This window comes from Clostridium sp. AM49-4BH (genome assembly GCF_003478335.1).
Taxonomy (GTDB): Bacteria; Bacillota; Clostridia; order Lachnospirales; family Lachnospiraceae; genus Butyribacter.
Genome location: NZ_QUFB01000037.1, coordinates 1 through 18,050, shown reverse-complemented (window position 1 = coordinate 18,050; position 18,050 = coordinate 1). Strand labels below are relative to the sequence as shown.

The window sequence follows — 18,050 nt, the reverse complement described above, 5'->3', positions numbered from 1 at the left end:
CTATTAATAACAGAAAGCACAGAAAGGTTAGGTAATATTTATGAGCAAGAAAGAAAAAAGAACAACTCCCGTCGATCTCCCCAAGGAATACCGCGTTGTCATAATGCACTTTGCGAAGCACAAGTCCTACCGCGTTTATTGTAAAAAATATGGCACTAAAAAGGGAGAAGAGATCATCACTCTGCTGCACGACCTCATCTCCTCACGTTTACAAAATCAGGAATTTGTATTTTGGCTGGATCCCGATACCGCATTACTTACTTTGGAAAAGGAAAGATACCGCTCTGTCTGCAAAGAACTGGAGCTATCCTTTTCCGAAAAAATAATACCGTTTTATCTGCCGGAAGACTTGGAACGCGGCTATATCAAAGCCGAGAACAAGCATGGCGAAACAAAACGGTATCCTATCATCGAACTCGCATCCGAGCGCATTTATTAACCAAGTAACGTCAGCAACACATATGCTGCCACAACGCACATAACCTGCATGATCACAAAGCGGAATACAACCTGTGTATCTGACCAATCTTTATTTTTGCGGACATGATCATGAATTGGTGTCAGTGTGTTTTTTAACACATGAATCTTTAAGAAACGAAGCAAAAAGATTTTGACCAAACCAAGACCGCCATCAATAATGAGCACTAACGCCAACAAAATGTAGATCAACGGATGACCACTCTTCATCGCAAGCACGGCAATGAAGAATCCGAGTGCTCTTGAACCGGCATCTCCCATTAACATTGTACTCGGCTTTGAATTAAAGCAAAGGTACGCTAAAAGTGTTGCTGCAAAAAGCAGGGCAGCGATCACATAGTTTCCAAGTGCCTGCGGGAAAAGTACGGCAAATGCTGCGATAACAACACAGCACAAGCTACCACACAGCCCGTCCACTCCATCAGAACAGTTCGTCACATTAATGGACACCCACAGCAAAATAATCGCCAAAATGAAGTATACCGGCATTGGCAGTGCAAACTTCGCAGAACCAATATGCAATACCGATGGGTTAAAATTAAGGAACGTCACTACGGTCATGATCGAAAGCACGAGATCTATCGCGCCTTTCTTATAGTCACTCCAAGGTGTCTTAGCCGCATCATCCAAATAACCACTGAGCATCATTGCAAACAAAAGAATGCAATAAATAATATACTCTTTGTCCATCGGCATAAACAAAACACAGCTAATAATAAAACTGCATACAAAGGTCAAACCAACGCCACGGGTCTTTCCCTTAGATAACGCACCATTAACGGCAAATTCACGTCCATGATCCACCGGCAAAAAAGAAAATGGGAATTTCAATCCCAAAAATGTCAAAATAAACGCTACCAATACTCCGATCATTGCGATCTGATTCGGATTCATGATCTGATTCAGTATGTAGTACATATGCAACCTCTTTTCCAAATCTATTTGGACAGACACGCTTTGTCCATCCGGCTCGTACAGCGAATACTACGTTCCGTTGCACCAGTATCAATAATCATAGCATGAGTAGCCGTAGAAATCAATGGGACATAACGGTCCATTCGGCATTTATGATAATTCCTTTGTCCACCTTTTGTCGGTAATTAACTTATCAATGTCAATTTTTGTAGTGGATGCGTTCGCTTGATCCTGTTCTATCGCATCTTTCATCTGTGTAACTATTTGTTTCACATTAGCTGCCTGCTTTGCTCCGAGACTTTCATAGCCATGCGCAGAAAGCACCACATATAGCTCTAATTGCATTCCATCCAGTGTACGTTTATATACTTCCGGGTCTTTAATAGCAGAAAGATTTTTTGCATTCTGCTGCAATGCGTTCAAGGCCTCCTTCGGTCCATTTTCCCTCTGGAAAAATTCATCAAACGCTGTATTCACGTTCCGATAATTTTCCACCGCAATGTCCATCGTATCATACAAACTCAAATCTAATAAAGGATATTCCTCAATCAAATGCAATAATTCTGCTGTACTGCAGCTCTCTGTTATCTCCTGCGGTACATTTACAAGTTTCGTCCGTTCGTTATAGGATTTTGCTTCTTTTAGTTCTTGGGATTTCAAGGTATATGGATAGTTTACCTCACCATTTTTAATCCAGTCCGGATAACTTTTCTTTAATACATCAATGTCACCCTTCGGTTCCGATTTGTACTGTGTTGTGTCACTAGTAGTTGATGCCGCCTTCTCCTCTTTGACGGTTTTGTGTTCGGCTTTTTGAGCACAACCTGCGAAACAGCATATTGCTGCTACTGTAATCATTACAAAAAGACTTCGTTTCATATTAGCCCCTTCCTTAATTTATTTCTAATTTACCATCTAAACTCCATTATATTCCTATTAAGATTAAAGTATCAAATAGTCTGAAATGATCTGACAAATCATTTTTCGAAATCTTTAACCACAATATCTATCAGCGATGTGCATACTTTTCAAGCTATTATAGTTCAAATCTCGAAACAAATATATAATGAAAATGGACTTTTTAATACTTTAATCCTATTAATAAGACACATAATATGTAATTTCAAGTGATACTTTATCTTCCATAATAGCAAATTGGTCCATTATATGGACAATAACTTGCTCCACAACGCCAAATATGACCACCACCCCACTTTGATGTCACAGTTGGATCCTGTGTTCCATAATTTGTAACAATGGCAGAGTGTGTATAAGATCCCCATACTGCTATTTGTCCATTAGACTTTGGGCGTCCCTTAATGGCTTTATAACTGCCATCTGACACATACAGCACTGGAGATTGCATCCATATGTCTTGTCTTCCTGTCCATGCATATGCATGACAATTATTCTTAGAATACCCTGTAGAAACATACGTTGCACGTGGGTATGCAAGTTTTTGCTGGGCCACATCTTTTGTACTATTTTTTTTATTAGACGCTTTTCTTTTACATTTAATTTTAGACCCTTTAGGAGTCTTGACTATAACAGTCTCGTCAGCACGTGCAGCAGCAAAAGTTATAGCATTTTGTTGATCATTCAATAATTCCTGCTTATTGATAATCTTCTGCCTTTCTTTATCCGTATATTTGTAATTATCTAACATACTTTTTTCTATCTGTGGTATTTTATCATTCAAGAAATCTATATATATATTTCTTTTGCTTATATGATTATCTGTTATTGCCTTCTGTATGCTATTAGCAGTATATATATTATAATCAATTACATCTTCTGTTTTACTATAGGTCAAATATTTATGATATAATACATCTTGCAAATCGTCTCGTTTTAACAGTTCACGCAATCCATTATATTGTTGCGACACACTTTTAATCCCTTGATCAATATCATCATATAAAAAAACATCTATTAACAACGGATAAGCCATTACCACATTAAACAATTCATTTGTTGACATCCTCTGTATTTTCTCATCTTCAAGTTGACAGTTTTTAACCATCTCCGCATGTGATTTAAATTTCTTCCACTTATCACTATATAAAGATACCGAATATTCATCAGAATATGTTTGAACAATCTGTGCATATGACATTGAAACACCTTGATGCATATTTACCGTTTCACTACTAATATCATTTTTTGATGTCTTTAATTTCGTATTCCCATCGGCTGATGCTGGTGTATACAATATCATATTTACACATAACAATGCAGATAATAATACTCCTATGGTTACTACTGTCTTCTTTCCTAGTTTCATCTCTTCCTCCTTAGCTATACCTCTTTTCACATGTTCACTATTAATTTTAATGTTTTAATCCTATTTTCCATTACATTGAAAATCATCCAACAACTGAAACACCCCAAAAGAATACAAAAAAATTTCATTACATTTCTCATTCTCAGAGGGACAAAATCAAAACAACTAAAAAGAATATGCATATAATATATCATAACGCACAAGCAATGTCAAGCTAAACACTCGGTAATTTGACAATTGAATAAGAGAGATTTTTTGCAGGCCTTGAAAAACCTGTATTTTTTTTGTCAAATTTTATTCATTTTTCTTGTGGTTATTTGTGCGTATTTATGTTGTAATAAGTACATGGAGGTGTTGCTTATGAAACTTACTTGTGCAGGAACAAAAAAATCGCCAACTTACTATATCCAAAAAACTATCCGCATAGGAAATAAAACCACAACAAAAACTGTTGAACGCTTAGGTAATATTGAAGAAATCAAAGCGAGATGTGGAGATCAAGATCCTATTGAATGGGCAAAGGAATACGCAAAAAACTTACTATCGCAGAAAAAGAAGCTAAGAAGGGCATACTTCTTAAGCTGTCTTCTTCGATGCTTATTGACAAAAATGTCCGTAACTCATGCAATGCAGGCTATCTTTTCTTGCAGGATATTTATTATCCACTTGGACTTGATAAGATATGCACCTCTATTTCAAAAAAATAAATTCGATTATGACCTGAATGACATTCTTTCAATGCTATTTCACTCAAGAATCATTGCTCCCGGCTCCAATCTATCTTCTTTAGAAAGTGCCCAAAGATTTCTTGAGCAGCCTAAATGCGAATTACATCAGGTGTACCGGGCTCTTGAGGTTATTGCAAATGAAAACGACTTCTTCCAGTCCGAACTTTACAAAAGTTCCCAGAATGTAATTAACAAAAAAAAGAAGTCCTTTATTACGACTGCACCAACTACTACTTTGAGGTTGAAGACGAAGATGATTTTAGAAAATATGGTGTTTCCAAAGAACACAGACCTAACCCTATTGTTCAGATGGGTATGTTTATGGATGCGGATAGCATTCCACTTGCATTCTCTGTTTTTGATGGCAATCAAAACGAGCAGCCTTCTATGTCTCCTCTGGAGCAAAAGATTATTAAAGACTTCGAAACCTCTGACTTTATCGTATGTACGGATGCCGGTCTTTCTTCGACTGCCAACAGAAAATTCAACAGTATCCAAGGCAGAAGATTTGTTACAACACAGTCTATTAAAAAGTTAAAAGGATTCTTACGGCATTTCTGTCTCGAAGATGATGGATGGCATCTTCCCGGCAGTAACAAAAAATATAAACTAAGTGAATTAGATGAAGGAGCTGATTATGGGAAGGTTTTTTATAAAGACAAATGGATTAATGAGAACAATCTCGAACAGCATCTTATCGTTACCTATTCCATCAAATATTGTAATTATCAGAGAACGCCAGATTGAAAGAGCCAAGAAGTTTGTGAAATCACCTTCAAAACTTACAAGGAACAAATCTAATGATCCGAAAAGATTTATTGAGCAGGGACACTGTACTCCCGATGGTGAAGTTGCAAGTAAAACAATTATTTCATTGAATCAGGAGCAGATAGATAATGAGGCAAGCATTGTTTTTCATTCGTTTTATTACATGTGTTGTTATTAATTCACAATAGTTATACAAAAGTAATCGCGCATATATTTCTTGTTTAATAAAATCTGGTTTTCGTGCATGGAACTTGTTAATCCTATGGCATATTTTAATTCTCTGAATGAAGTTTCTATTCCCCATCTCAAATGATAGATTTCCTTTATTTTTTTACATCAAAAATATTTCTATCAAGATTTGTAATTATTATTTCATAAGAATTAGACCCTATAGGAAATCTAATAATACGAAATGATAATTCGTATGTTTTATCACTTTTTCGTGGAAGATAATCAAACACTTGATTTACAGGCATCCACTTATAGCCTGCATTTTTTGTGGTCTTTGTATTTTTCCTTGAAAAAATCTGAGTGATATCTATATCAAGCTCATCATTTGAAGGAAGATTTAACCCAGATGCAATTCCATTACTATTTTTATCTTTGACACGTATAGCGAATTTCCATCCTTTTTCAATTGTATGTGCAAAAATGTTATAGTTTTCATATCCTCTATCAGCAACAAGAATAACATTCTCTAGTTTCGATCTGTCAATCATTGTTGCACATGCTCTAAACTCGTTGTAATCCGCTACTGTTTGCACTAAAACATCGGTGTATATACGATTCAAAACATCATAAAAGGCATTCAGATGTAGTTTATTAACAATTGAACCATGCTGATTACGTTCCCAAAAAGTTTCTGGATCCTTTTGATTGGTTGCAATGGTCAAGTTACTTCCATCACATGCAATTAAACGATAACCATGATAATTATTAGTAGTTGGAAGGTTGTCATCCGTAAAAGATTTAAACAAATATTCAAAAGCCTCTGGAAGTACTTTTGAACGTTGTTGCGTAAATGCTGACACAGACGGAGTATTTTTGTCAAAATCAAAGAAATCAAGTAGTTCTTTACTCATAGTAGCTCCACCCGAATTCATCATGATTCCTATAAAAGTTTTGAAATCAATTTTCCGTTTTCGAGAGAAATCGACATTGGGGTTTCGAAGAAATAAACATGGATTGTTAGCTAATTCCTAAATATGATTCTTTAGAGAATCTGAAACTTGATTAATATAATTGCTCATATGCGTTACCTCCTTGCAATCAAGATGTTCTTAATTACAAGGGCCGCTTTCGCTACCTCATTATCATTCAATAGCGAAAGCGGCCGCACATTTCGAATCATATGTCAAGCATTTATTACAAAATAAAAAGACCCTAGCATCATTTCTGATGCTAAGATCTTGATTGGTCATCTTAACTTAATGACATTGAGCGCTGGCTTTGCTTTTTTACTCTTATTATGCCTTATACTGCGACATAAACAATTCATAATATTTACCGTGCATCTGAAGCAGTTCTTCATGAGAACCACTTTCCAAAATCTTACCATCTGCAACATACATAATGCGGTTCGCATTTTTAATTGTCGACAAACGATGTGCAATAATAAACGAGGTACGTCCCTCTAACAAGTGGCTCAAGCCCTCTTGCAGCACGATTTCCGTCTCCGTATCAATACTTGACGTTGCCTCATCTAAGATCAGGATCGCCGGATCTGCCAACAACGCTCTGGCAAACGAGATCAACTGTCTCTGTCCAACAGACAAACGACTTCCTCGCTCATTAACCTGTGTGTTATAGCCATCTTCCATCTGTACGATAAAGTCATGCGCACACACCGTCTTTGCGGCACGGATCACATCTTCATCCGAAGCCTTCTTGTTGCCATAACGAATATTATCCATGATCGTTCCGGAAAAGATAAAGCTGTCCTGCATCATAACGCCCATCTGTTCACGCAAGGAACGAAGCGTTACTTTGGAAATATCAATTCCATCTATTTTGACCGTTCCACGGTCTACATTATAAAAACGGCTCAATAAATTTACAATCGTTGTCTTGCCGGCTCCGGTCGGACCTACAATGGCTATTGTTTCACCCTGCTGTACCTTAAAACTCACATCATGCAAGATCGGAATACCGTCTTCATAGCTGAAGGTGACATGGTCAAACGCAACATCTCCTTTGATCTGCGGCATTTGAACGGCATCCGGTGCATCTTTTACTGCCACCGGTTCGTCAATCGTCTCAAAGATACGTTCCAAATAAGAAACTGCCGTGAGCACACTATTATAAAAGTTTGCGATCGTATTGATCGGCTGCCAGAAGCGGCTGATATATGCTGTAAACGCGATCAACTTACCGGTTGTCACGCCATCCAATCCTCCATTTATAATGCAGTTAATACCGATCACATATATAAATGCCGTTGTGATCGTGGAGATCAGATCGACCATCGGTCCCATTGCAAAGTTATAGATCACGGCACGCATCCACGCCTTGCGATAACTCATACTCAAACGATTAAATATATTGGTGTTTTCTTCCTCCCGCACAAACGCCTGCGTCACACGTATGCCGTTAATGCTTTCGGAAATATAGGCATTCAAGTTAGACTGCTTATTGCTCTGTACCTGCCAAGCATAACGCTGCTTCTTTTTGAGAAAGACAATATACAGGATCAGCACCGGCAAGCCACACATACATACCAGTGTCAACTTTACGCTCATAGAAAGCATAAAGATCAAAATAAAGATCAGGTTGCACAAATCTGTGATCGTATTCAAAATACCATTTGACAACAGGTCACTTAGATTGTTGACATAATTAACCACACGTACCTGAATCTTCCCATGTGGACGGTCATCATAATAACTAAAGGGCAGTTCCTGCAAATGAGCAAAGAGATCCTCTCGTATCTGATGAATGATATCCTGTCCAACCTGCGTCGTAAGTGTTACCTTTATACGCAGACTGACTACTGCATACACTACGATCACTGCTGCGATCAACGTCAAGATCACAATACCATGTATATCGCCATTCGGGATGTACGTATCCATCTCTATCTGCAAAAACTTTGGAATAAACATGGTAAGTCCGGAAGATGACAACATCAAAAACAACACGAGCAGCATCTTGCCGGTATAAGGACGGATATAACCACCCAGTCGTTTTAACTGCTTGGCGTCAAACTTATCTTCTAATATCTCATCATTTTCATAAGTATTTCTAGCCAATGTGATTCACCTCCTGTCCGTTTTTCGGTACAGCCATAGGATACTGGTGATAATAAACGGTTGCATAATATCCACCTTTTGCAATCAATTCCTCATGGGTTCCCTGCTCAATAACGCGACCCTGATCCATAACCAAGATCTTGTCGGCATCACGCAAAGAAGAGATTCGATATGCAATGATAAATGTCGTACAACTGTGTCCAATATTTTCCAACTGGCGCTGAATGTAACTCTCTGTTTCCATATCTACCGCCGATGTCGTATCATCAAGCACTAAGATCGCCGGATCTTTAAGTAAGGCACGCGCCAAAGAAATTCGCTGCTTTTGTCCGCCCGACAATCCGACTCCGCGCTCACCTACGATCGTATCGTATCCATCCGGAAGATTTTTAATAAACAAATTGGCGTCTGCCATTTTGGCCACTTCTTTTACTCGTTCAAACGAACAATCTGGACGGCCATATGCAATATTTCCTTCGATCGTATCCGAAAAAAGGAACACATCCTGCATGGCGATACCAATGTTCTCGCGCAGTTCATACAGATCCAGATCCTTCACATTAATGCCATCTACCAGCACTTCACCGTCTGTCACATCAAAGAAACGGCAAAGCAGATTAATGATCGTTGACTTTCCGGCTCCGGTCGTTCCCAAAATGCCGACCGTCTCACCTTTCTTTACCTCGAAAGATACATCACGAATGATGTCCTCATCATCTGCCCGATACGACACATTGCGGAACGAGATATTCCCCTCATACTTTTGATGCTGTACCGGATGGCCGGGATGTTTCACATCCGGTTCCGCAGTATAAGTCCCATAAATCTTTTCTACTGATGTAGTAAATCTTTGAATATCATTGATCCACCATCCCGCCATGCGAAGCGGTGTTGTGAGCATCCATAAATATCCGTTTACTGCAACAAGATCACCTAATGTCATCTCTCCGCGCACCACCATAACACCGCCAACAAGCATAAGTACCAATGTCAACAGATTGGACAACAACTCAAAGATCGGCACATATTTCTTCCAAATAGCAGCTGCACCAAGCTCTGCATCGCGGTAACGGTCATTCTCCACGCCAAACTTCTCCATTTCGAAGTCTTCTTTCGCAAACGCCTTTACCATGCGGTTTCCACTAATGTTCTCCTGCACATATGTATTCAGACTTGAAAAAGCATCTCGACAGTTTTTGAAAGCAGGTTTGACTTTTTTAGCCTGCATATAGGTAGTAGCTGCCGTCAGTGGGAGCACAAGCATCATGCATACAGCAAGCTTTACATTGACCATAAAGATCAAAACGATGGATAACACAAAATACAAAATATTTTCGTATACCGTATAGATCACATACGCCACAAAATGACGGATCGCATCCATATCTCCGGTTTGACGTCCCATCAGATCTCCCGTTCTATTTTTATTATAAAACGCAAAATCTTCTAACAATAGTTTGCGGTATACTTTGTCGCGCATGGTATACAACACACCCTGCGAACTTGTCTCAAACAATACTTGCGAAAAAAATCGGCATACACCCTTGATCACAACCATCGCAAGAAGCAGAATGATCAGCTTCGGTAATAACCCGGTATTTTGCTTTTTAATGACATCATCCACGATCAATTTGGAGATGTATGGCGATGCCAAAGCTGTCGCAGCAAGTATCGTTACAAGTATCAGACCCGACACCATGCGCAGCCAATATTTCTTCAAAAATGAATAAAACCATTTCATTGGAGTCATAGTTTTTTTCTCCTTTCTGTAAATCTGCTACGAAAGTATAGCATAGCAATAGATGGTGTGCTATAATAAATCTGCACAAAAATTGTATAAATCTATCTTTTTGCAATTTTTTTTGCGCAGATTTTAAAGAATTTACAGAAAGGCTGACTAATACTTATGGATCGCTATTACGAATATACAGACCGCTTAAATACACCAATCGAAGCTTTTACACATATCACGTACGATTACAACTTTCCTATTTTGCCACACTGGCATTATTTTATAGAATGTATATATCTTACAGCCGGCAATCTGCTTGTCACCTGTGATGAGAATGTATACTCCTGCAACCGGGAGATTTTATTTTTTTTCCGCCAAAGACTTTACATACTATCGATGTCTTTCCGACGGATTTTGAGCAAAGCCAGGCTGAGAAACCATCGCAAGATCCTGCTATTACGCTGAAATCGCAAGATTTCTTAAAGAATCCGTCGTTGCATGGTTATCTGCCTAACTTTCCGCTGTCTGCCTGCCCTCTTCTGGCATCTCCGCAGGAACCTTTACCGGATCAGGAACACGACAGCATTCATCCGGTGTCAATACCACATTCAGCTGCAAATGTATCGGAGAAATCTCCCTCTATAACGACTGTGGCGGCATCTGACTGCAAAGCGGCTTCCCCGCTAAACATTCGCTATCATGTTTTGAAGTTTGACCTTGGCTTTTTGCAGGCAACGGATAACATGAAAAATCAATTCAGCCGGATCATCTCTCTTGCCTATGAGGAAGATCCTTCCAATATTTTCTTTGCCAACGGCGACATGACAGGTATTCCACTCGAGCAGCTCTTTGTCGACTGTATCGAGGAAGTGCGGCTGCGCCATTTTGGCTACGACACGATTGCCTGCTCCAAACTTGCGATCTTGATCACAGCGATGACGCGCGTTTGGCTGATGCGCGGACTTAATATGGAAGAAATTTTATTGTCCCGGCAAAGTGACAATCATGAGTTTGAACATATTGCAGAATATATCAAATCGCATTATAATGAACCTTTACGGATTCATGACCTTGCAGAACGGTGCGGAATGAGTTATTCTTACTTTGCTAAATTATTCCGCAGAAATTACCATCAATCCTGCAAGGAATATATCGAATTTGTGCGTATTAACAGGGTGACGGATCTGCTTTTATTCACGAAACTGGATCTGACCTATATCAGTCAGGAGACCGGTTTTTCGGATTGCAGTCATTTAATCCGTACTTTCCGCAAATGGAAGGCTGTACGCCAAGACAATGGATGCGGGAGTATAGTTCCGAATTAAATTCTGGAATCTGATCAATACTTTTAAGAAATGGAGATGTCATCATGCGATTATGGCATAATTTTTGGGGGCATTTGCGAACAATTCTACGCCACAAACGACTGGTGCGCCGCAATTGCTTTCGCGCCGGCATTTACTGGCAGGGAATCTGCCATGACTGGTCGAAATATCATCCAATTGAATTTTGGACCGGTGTTCGCTATTATCAAGAGGGCAAACGAAGCCCGAACGCTTATGAGCGCGAAACCATCGGCTACTCTGCCGCATGGCTTCACCACAAAGGACGCAACCGCCATCACTATGAATACTGGATTGATCTTTCCTCTGACTACTCCAAGGGGTTACAGGGAATGCCTATGGCACCACGTTACGTCGTTGAAATGTTTTGCGACCGCATGGCAGCAAGCCGTAATTACAATTTAGAAAATTACAACGACCGACTGCCTTTGGAATATTACGAACGTGGCAAATCGCGCTACACCATGCATCCAGAGACTGCAGAGCTGCTAGAACGGCTTTTGCATATGCTCGCCGAAGAGGGCGAAGATAAAACTTTCGCTTATATTCGCAACGAACTGGATCTTAAGCATTCCCGCTGGCATTAAACCACTGTCAGCATAATTTACGACCACAGATCAGGGTGACGGCAAAATAGACTTCGGCACTCTGATCCTAGAAAGGATTTTTATGAACTGGAAACAATTTATTTACCGCTATAAACATATATTTGTCGCACTCTATTTTCCGGTGTATATGGTTTGGTTTGTGTGGCTGGAGGCACGTGATGACGTACCTTTCACCTACATTCATTGCGCTATAGACGACTATATTCCTTTTTGCGAATATTTTATTATTCCATATTTATTATGGTTTGTGTATGTATTTGCAACATTAGCACTCTTATTTTTCGATCTGAAGCATTTAGAAAACTATTATCAGACAATTGCCACATTGATCATTGGCATGACAGCCAGTCTGTTAATCTATACTTTGTTTCCAAATGCACAGAACATGCGACCGACACAATTTACTCATGACAATATTTTTACACAGGTCATTTCCATGCTGTATGCAACGGATACCGATACCAATGTGCTGCCAAGTATTCATGTGTTTAACTCACTTGCCATCCACGCCGGACTTTGCCGCTATGCGACGATCCATAAGCAAAAGATCTGGCGCAACGGCTCTTTTGTACTGTGCCTCTTGATCTGTATGTCTACGCTATTTTTGAAACAGCATTCCTTCTTGGACGTTGCTGCTGCGATCGTATTATTTATGATTGTCTCTTGGATCACAAATATATTGTTCCGCAAACGGACAACAAAATAAATAACCAGCAGGGGATGTAAAACACACATCCCCCGCTGGTTATTATACCTTTTTACTTTGTCAACTCATGTTTCAAGCAATATAGCAAATGCTACTTGATGACTTTCACTTTTATCTTGTATCGTTTCTTTAAGAATTTACGTTCCTTATACATTTCTGAGTTCTTTGGTGTTTTTATGGTAATGTTGGAAAGGTTGCACTTTAATCCCCGATAATAAAATATGCTGTCAATGTACAACCAAAGATTTTTTATGCCTTTAGGAACCGTCACACTTCTCAGTTTCGGGCAATCAATAAACACATATTCTCCAAGTTTCTTAACACCTTTCTTTAGCACCACTGTCTTTAACTTTTTGCAATATTTAAATGTTCCATTCAATTCCACTTTTCCGTATACTGTTATCTTCTTTAAAGCAGATTCATGAAATGCACTCCCGCCCAATTCTTTCAGTCTTCTAGGCATCCTAATGTAATTCAACGAACAGCACACAAACGCATTCTGTTCAATCACCTTTACCGTATCCGGCAGGATCACCTTTTTAATGTTGGTGCAGAAGGAAAACGCGGAATCTGCTATCTTTGTTGTTCCCTTTTTTACTTTGACCGTTTTTGCCGTATACTTTCTTGGTACAGTAATTAATTTCTTTCCATTTTTAGTATACAATACTCCCTTGTATGACCTATACCACTTGTTACCGGATGCCACATTAAATTTCTTCAGATTCTGTAGAAATGACTGCATTCCCTTACAATACCCCTCGTTCAGCCATCCCCCTTCATAACAGTCTATAACCTTAACTGTCTTTGGAATACTCAAGTATTCCACCTTTGGGATCGGGACATCCTCATGTTCTCCGTAAAATTCATTGCGGTATTCCTCATTCGCTGCCCAATCAAACGCCGGCATAATAGAAATCTTTACCACCTTTTTCCCATTGATTTTGGCGGGTACAACTACCTTCTTTTTATCCATAGGTATTCCAACAATGGTGACGGTATTATCTTTTTTTTCACAAAGATACGTAAATCCATCCTGTTGTCCCCATTTTGATTTATACTTCTCTTCAATGGTAAAATATTTTTCCAAAAACTTATAATACTTATCCTCTGCTTTTACTGTTGTCGACTTCGAAAATATTGTTGCGGCACACAGCAACAACAAACTCACACAATATCTGATTTTCATGGTGATCACCCATCCTTTCCTGCACAGTCACTCTGTGCATTATAATAACTGATTTTATTTCTGTATCCTAAGTATGATCAATGACTGCACCTTTGGCAGAATCACTGTTCATGATCTCCGTTATGCTCTTACTCGTCTCTTTTTCATTTGCTCCTCCTTACCCATGTCACTTCTCACATGTATAAATAGATACTTTAGATACAAAAAATAATTCACTCTATACAGAACTTCCGTTAGTTACATCTTTAGTACACCATAGATCTGTTACCGTGTCAACAATATCAACGCAATCTTAATAATTCTTAAGAATTTATCACAAAATTGGACTGCATTCTTCCTGCAGCCAATCTCTTTCTTCCGGTGCTAAATGCGGGCCAATCTCTTCATAGACCCGTTGATGATATGCATTCAGCAGGCCAAGTTCTTTGTCACTGAGTCCTTTTACATCAATCGCTCTCCGATCAAACGGCACTAATGTCAATGTTTCAAATTCCAAAAAACGACCAAAATCCGTATGCTCTGCTTCGCAGCATAGGATCAGATTCTCCAGTCGAATACCAAATTTATTTTCCAAATAAACACCCGGCTCATTGGACGTGATCATGCCCGGTTCCAGCGCCGGATCGCCTCCCGGCTGTTTAGAAGCCACATACCGTATTGCATTTGGTCCCTCATGCACATTCAACAAATATCCTACGCCGTGCCCTGTTCCATGCAAAAAATCACAGCCTATTTCCCACAATGGCTGTCTTGCCAGCACATCCAGATTCACTCCGGTAATTCCACTATGAAACTTCGCTGCACCAAGCGCCAAATTACCACGAAGCACTGTTGTATAGTATTTTTTCTGCTCATCGGTTGCTTCTCTGCCCAGCATAACCGTTCGTGTAATGTCTGTTGTTCCCTGATAATAATGTCCACCCATATCTAACAGCAAGAAATTCTCTTCCTCTAATATATGGTTGGTTTCCGGTGTCGCACTATAATGCACGATCGCACCATGCTCTGCATACCCGGATATTGTGTCAAAGCTAGGCCCCAAATAATCCTCATCTAATCTTCGAAACTCCTCCAATTTATCCGAAACGGAGATTTCAGATTCCTGCTTTTTATCCGTATGACGCAGCCAATACAACATTTTGGTGATGGCAATACCATCTTTCAGATGTGCAATACGTTCATTTTTCACTTCCGTTTCATTCTTGACCGCCTTCCACATTCCGGTTGGATTCACAACATCCACTAATGTATTTTCGTTTGGTACCTGTGCCGCCAAATGCGCATTGACCACACGCATATCCATTGCAACGCGCTTTCCCTGTCCCATTTTGCGGATATATTGTTCCACCTCTTCATACGGTCTCGTTTCAATTCCCGCCTTCATTAAGGCAGTCTGTATCGACCCGTTCGCACAATTTTTCTCGCAGAACAATACGCCACTCTCTTGCGTAAACACCGCATAAGATAAAAATACCGGACAGCATGGAATATCATTTCCACGTAAATTAAACAACCACGCAATATCATCCAAAGATGTCAGTATAAAATAATCCAAACTCTTTTGCTTCATCCAGTCCCACAAACGAGACAGCTTCTCTTCTCTGCTGACCCCTGCATACTTTAGCGCCAATTCCCATATTGGCTGTTTTGGACGATCTGGGCGATCTTCCCAAATGTCTCCTACCAGATCAACGTTACTTTTAACCTTGTATCTGCGTTTCATTGCCATAAGCCATGTGGTTGTCACCATACGGCCATCGCAGCCAAGCACTTGTCCATCTTTTAGTACATTGTCGAGATAAGTGTTCACCGTCGGAACGCCATCAAGTCCCATGCGGTATAATGTAATGCCGCTACCCTGCAACTGTTTTTCTGCTTGAATAAAATATCGTCCATCGGTCCATAACCCGGCATCTTCTAACGTCACGATCACAACACCTGCAGATCCGGTAAAACCAGAAATATATTCTCTTGTCTGAAAATATCCGCTGACATATTCAGAACCATGAAAATCATTGGTCGGAATATAATACACATCAATGTCTTCCTCGCGCATGCGTTTACGCAGGCTTTCTATACGTTCCCACACTTTCATCTCTCATCAGGCCTCCTTCAAGCGGTTTGCAAGCTCCGCAAATTGCGCTAACGACAATGCTTCTCCACGGATCGTAGCAGATAACCCCATACTCTCGATTACCGCCTTGGCCTGCTCCTTTGTCACCGGAAGTGATGCATCATTTCCCAATCCATTCTGCAATGTCTTTCTGCGCTGATTAAACGATGCACGGATAATGCGAAACATCCACTTCTCATCCGTTACTTTCACCGGGCAGTCCTTATGGCAAGTCAAACGAATCACGGCAGACCCCACATTGGGTCTTGGCATAAAACAATTCGGAGGAACATTCGCTACGATTTCCGCCTCTGAATAATATTGTACGGCGAGCGACAATGCCCCATAGTCTTTCGTTCCCGGCCCTGCTGCATACGATCTGCTACTTCTTTTTGCACCATAACAGTCACACTCTCAAGCGGCACATGACTTTCAAACAATCCCATAATGATCGGGGTTGTTATATAATATGGCAAATTTGCCACTACTTTAATCGGCTTTCCGGCGTTATGTTCCCTAGCGATCTGATCAATATCCAATTTAAGAATGTCTTCATTCACAACCGTCACATTATCATACGCTGACAGCGTATCTGCTAAGATTGGGATTAATTTATCATCAATCTCCACCGCCATAACCTCTCTGGCTCTTTCGCAAAGATATTGTGTCATTGTCCCAATTCCCGGACCGATTTCCAACACAAAATCATCCTTTGTCACGCCGGCCGAGTCAATGATCTTTTCCAAAACATGCGTGTCGATCAAAAAGTTTTGTCCAAACTTTTTCTGAAAATGAAAGTCATATTTCTTTAATATGTCTATTGTATTTTGTGGTATTCCTAATGTTGCCATCCCAATATCCTCTTCTTTCTATTGATATGCAGTGCCCTGCTTTATTAACCAATACAGTACAGCCTTCTATTAATGTGCAGTCTCCCGTTTTACTGACCAATGCGATACAACTTATGCGCATTTTCCCTTGTTATGCGGATAATTTCCTCGCGGTCGCACGACTTCAATGCCGCAATCTCATCAACAACGTGTGTCAAATATCCTGAATCATTTCGTTTGCCGCGATGCGGTACCGGTGTCAAATACGGCGAATCCGTTTCTAACACCATTTGCGATAGTGGCATCATTTCAACGACTTCCTTTAATTTCTTACTATTCTTAAAGGTGACCACGCCACCAATTCCCAGATAAAACCCCTTATCCAAATATATTTTGGCAATTTCGGGACTGTAGGAAAAGCAATGGATCACCCCACCATTTTGCCAAGCGCAATGTTCATTCATAATGTCTAATGTGTCCTTTGCAGCATCCCTGCTATGAATGATGACCGGCATCTGTGTTTCTGCAGCCACCTGAAGCTGGCGTGTAAACCACTTTTTCTGCAAATCTCTCCCTGGTTCATCGTAATAATAGTCAAGACCGATTTCGCCAATGGCAACCACTTTATCCCTGTGCGTCAAGTCTGCCAGCCATTGCATATCTTCCGGTGTCAGTCTCTCGATGTCCTCCGGGTGTACGCCCACCGCTGCATAAATATTGTCGTGACTTTCTGCCAGATTGACCGCATCCTTCGTAGACTGAATACTTGCCCCTACTTCTACGATCTCACCGACACCACGCGCTTTCATCCCCGCCAATAGTTCCTCTCTATCTTCATCAAACCGCGCATCTGTATAATGCGCATGTGTATCAAAAATCATTGTTTAGCCTCCAAATTAATTTTCATGCATCAGCATTATTATCTATATTATGATACCGCAATTTAGCTGTCACCACAACATTTTCCTACACAACAGCAGTTTCCTTCTTATTAAATAACTCAAACTGATATGTAATGACCTCTTGTCAAGTACAAATTAACAGAAATCACCACAAACTTTATTTAATTGTTGCTGAAGGCACCCAGAAAGAGCCTCGGAGTATCAGTTCTC

15 protein-coding genes and 1 pseudogene are annotated in these 18,050 nt (G+C 40.0%); 6 read left to right on the top strand and 10 right to left on the bottom strand.

The annotated features are described in order from the left end of the window. Positions 1-40: 40 nt before the first annotated feature. Complete coding sequence (locus DW981_RS10510; RefSeq protein WP_118507685.1) at positions 41-439, top strand: hypothetical protein; 399 nt, start codon at positions 41-43, stop codon at positions 437-439. On the opposite strand, the gene DW981_RS10505 is transcribed toward DW981_RS10510, so the two are convergent. The 3 genes from DW981_RS10505 to DW981_RS10495 all read right to left on the bottom strand — a co-directional run bounded on the left by DW981_RS10505 (position 436) and on the right by DW981_RS10495 (position 3,676). Continuing rightward, positions 436-1,395, bottom strand: a complete 960-nt coding sequence (locus tag DW981_RS10505; protein ID WP_118507684.1) for a phospho-N-acetylmuramoyl-pentapeptide-transferase — start codon at positions 1,393-1,395, stop codon at positions 436-438. The two genes, DW981_RS10510 and DW981_RS10505, sit on opposite strands and share 4 nt — an antisense overlap. A 147-nt stretch (positions 1,396-1,542) precedes the next feature. After that, positions 1,543-2,271, bottom strand: a complete 729-nt coding sequence (locus DW981_RS10500; RefSeq protein WP_022024121.1) for a hypothetical protein — start codon at positions 2,269-2,271, stop codon at positions 1,543-1,545. Between the two features lie 256 nt (positions 2,272-2,527). After that, the gene (locus DW981_RS10495) at positions 2,528-3,676 is read right to left on the bottom strand and encodes a hypothetical protein (RefSeq protein ID WP_118507683.1); all 1,149 of its coding nucleotides are present in this window, start codon (positions 3,674-3,676) and stop codon (positions 2,528-2,530) included. A 360-nt stretch (positions 3,677-4,036) separates the two neighbouring features. Between DW981_RS10495 and DW981_RS10490 the strand changes: the two genes are divergently transcribed. Next, positions 4,037-4,942: a hypothetical protein gene (locus DW981_RS10490; RefSeq protein ID WP_182434228.1), complete on the top strand. Its 906-nt coding sequence runs from the start codon at positions 4,037-4,039 to the stop codon at positions 4,940-4,942. A 99-nt stretch (positions 4,943-5,041) separates the two neighbouring features. Next, positions 5,042-5,350: a hypothetical protein gene (locus DW981_RS15150; RefSeq protein WP_182434227.1), complete on the top strand. Its 309-nt coding sequence runs from the start codon at positions 5,042-5,044 to the stop codon at positions 5,348-5,350. Between the two features lie 145 nt (positions 5,351-5,495). On the opposite strand, the gene DW981_RS10480 is transcribed toward DW981_RS15150, so the two are convergent. From DW981_RS10480 to DW981_RS10470, 3 genes are all read right to left on the bottom strand, one after another. After that, complete coding sequence (locus DW981_RS10480) at positions 5,496-6,254, bottom strand: transposase (RefSeq protein ID WP_182434225.1); 759 nt, start codon at positions 6,252-6,254, stop codon at positions 5,496-5,498. Positions 6,255-6,638: 384 nt separating this feature from the next. Continuing rightward, on the bottom strand, positions 6,639-8,420 hold the full coding sequence (locus DW981_RS10475; protein WP_022024172.1) for an ABC transporter ATP-binding protein: 1,782 nt from the start codon (positions 8,418-8,420) through the stop codon (positions 6,639-6,641). Next, positions 8,413-10,170, bottom strand: a complete 1,758-nt coding sequence (locus DW981_RS10470) for an ABC transporter ATP-binding protein (protein WP_118507680.1) — start codon at positions 10,168-10,170, stop codon at positions 8,413-8,415. Before DW981_RS10470 ends, DW981_RS10475 begins: the two co-directional genes overlap by 8 nt. Positions 10,171-10,646: 476 nt before the next feature. On the opposite strand from DW981_RS10470, the gene DW981_RS10465 reads away from it, so the two are divergent. The 3 genes from DW981_RS10465 (at position 10,647) to DW981_RS10455 (ending at position 12,809) form a co-directional block, all read left to right on the top strand. After that, positions 10,647-11,477 (top strand): AraC family transcriptional regulator, encoded by an 831-nt coding sequence (locus tag DW981_RS10465; RefSeq protein WP_147352637.1) that lies wholly within the window; start codon positions 10,647-10,649, stop codon positions 11,475-11,477. A gap of 44 nt (positions 11,478-11,521) precedes the next feature. Continuing rightward, entirely contained in the window at positions 11,522-12,082 is a 561-nt protein-coding gene (locus tag DW981_RS10460) for a DUF5662 family protein (RefSeq protein ID WP_022024175.1), read from the top strand. Between the two features lie 82 nt (positions 12,083-12,164). Continuing rightward, positions 12,165-12,809 carry a phosphatase PAP2 family protein gene (locus DW981_RS10455; RefSeq protein ID WP_118507678.1) on the top strand — a complete coding sequence of 215 codons (645 nt, stop codon included), beginning with the start codon at positions 12,165-12,167 and terminating at the stop codon, positions 12,807-12,809. 91 nt (positions 12,810-12,900) lie between these two features. Here the strand turns inward: DW981_RS10455 and DW981_RS10450 are convergent, their stop codons facing one another. From DW981_RS10450 to DW981_RS10435, 4 genes and pseudogenes are all read right to left on the bottom strand, one after another. Then, the gene (locus DW981_RS10450; protein WP_118507677.1) at positions 12,901-13,995 is read right to left on the bottom strand and encodes a leucine-rich repeat domain-containing protein; all 1,095 of its coding nucleotides are present in this window, start codon (positions 13,993-13,995) and stop codon (positions 12,901-12,903) included. A gap of 313 nt (positions 13,996-14,308) precedes the next feature. Continuing rightward, on the bottom strand, positions 14,309-16,090 hold the full coding sequence (locus tag DW981_RS10445; RefSeq protein WP_118507676.1) for an aminopeptidase P family protein: 1,782 nt from the start codon (positions 16,088-16,090) through the stop codon (positions 14,309-14,311). A gap of 6 nt (positions 16,091-16,096) precedes the next feature. Next, positions 16,097-16,959: pseudogene (gene rsmA, locus DW981_RS10440) on the bottom strand (16S rRNA (adenine(1518)-N(6)/adenine(1519)-N(6))-dimethyltransferase RsmA). A gap of 89 nt (positions 16,960-17,048) precedes the next feature. After that, a complete protein-coding gene (locus DW981_RS10435) occupies positions 17,049-17,819 on the bottom strand; it encodes a TatD family hydrolase (protein ID WP_118507675.1) in 771 nt (256 codons plus the stop codon). Between the last annotated feature and the right edge of the window lie 231 nt (positions 17,820-18,050).

Bases quoted from the DNA above. Each gene is read 5' to 3' on its own strand.
- DW981_RS10455 (WP_118507678.1), top strand. From the start codon at position 12,165: ATGAACTGGAAACAATTTATTTACCGCTATAAACATATATTTGTCGCA.
- DW981_RS10435 (WP_118507675.1), bottom strand. From the start codon at position 17,819: ATGATTTTTGATACACATGCGCATTATACAGATGCGCGGTTTGATGAA.
- DW981_RS10490 (WP_182434228.1), top strand. From the start codon at position 4,037: ATGAAACTTACTTGTGCAGGAACAAAAAAATCGCCAACTTACTATATC.
- DW981_RS10495 (WP_118507683.1), bottom strand. From the start codon at position 3,676: ATGAAACTAGGAAAGAAGACAGTAGTAACCATAGGAGTATTATTATCT.
- DW981_RS10450 (WP_118507677.1), bottom strand. From the start codon at position 13,995: ATGAAAATCAGATATTGTGTGAGTTTGTTGTTGCTGTGTGCCGCAACA.
- DW981_RS10445 (WP_118507676.1), bottom strand. From the start codon at position 16,090: ATGAAAGTGTGGGAACGTATAGAAAGCCTGCGTAAACGCATGCGCGAG.
- DW981_RS10510 (WP_118507685.1), top strand. From the start codon at position 41: ATGAGCAAGAAAGAAAAAAGAACAACTCCCGTCGATCTCCCCAAGGAA.
- DW981_RS10505 (WP_118507684.1), bottom strand. From the start codon at position 1,395: ATGTACTACATACTGAATCAGATCATGAATCCGAATCAGATCGCAATG.
- DW981_RS10460 (WP_022024175.1), top strand. From the start codon at position 11,522: ATGCGATTATGGCATAATTTTTGGGGGCATTTGCGAACAATTCTACGC.
- DW981_RS10470 (WP_118507680.1), bottom strand. From the start codon at position 10,170: ATGACTCCAATGAAATGGTTTTATTCATTTTTGAAGAAATATTGGCTG.
- DW981_RS10500 (WP_022024121.1), bottom strand. From the start codon at position 2,271: ATGAAACGAAGTCTTTTTGTAATGATTACAGTAGCAGCAATATGCTGT.
- DW981_RS10480 (WP_182434225.1), bottom strand. From the start codon at position 6,254: ATGAGTAAAGAACTACTTGATTTCTTTGATTTTGACAAAAATACTCCG.
- DW981_RS15150 (WP_182434227.1), top strand. From the start codon at position 5,042: ATGGGAAGGTTTTTTATAAAGACAAATGGATTAATGAGAACAATCTCG.